The sequence below is a fragment of the Vibrio sp. HI00D65 genome (genome assembly GCF_001635455.1).
Classification (GTDB): domain Bacteria; phylum Pseudomonadota; class Gammaproteobacteria; order Enterobacterales; family Vibrionaceae; genus Vibrio.
The window spans coordinates 1-219 of the sequence record NZ_LWEH01000070.1; the positions used below are offsets into that span (position 1 = coordinate 1).

Annotated in this window: 1 pseudogene; it reads right to left on the minus strand. The window is 43.8% G+C overall.

Features of this window, described 5'->3' with window-relative positions:
* A pseudogene (locus A3712_RS28205) lies at positions 1-219 on the minus strand (ABC transporter ATP-binding protein); the annotation flags it as partial.

Consider the following 219-nt stretch of genomic DNA (forward strand, 5'->3'; position numbering starts at 1 on the left):
TATTAGAGATAAATTAGAGTGATTGGATGCAGCTTCAAAATGATGGATGGTGCTGCACATATTGGGGTGATTGAACGACAAAACGCGCAACCCAAAAACGGGAACCATATAGCGGTCTTGAATGACCGTATCTGGCGATGCAAATGTGACCATTTTTTGGTCAGACATCAGAAGAACTTTATCGGCAAATGGGGCAACTAAGGGCAGATCATGCAGCAC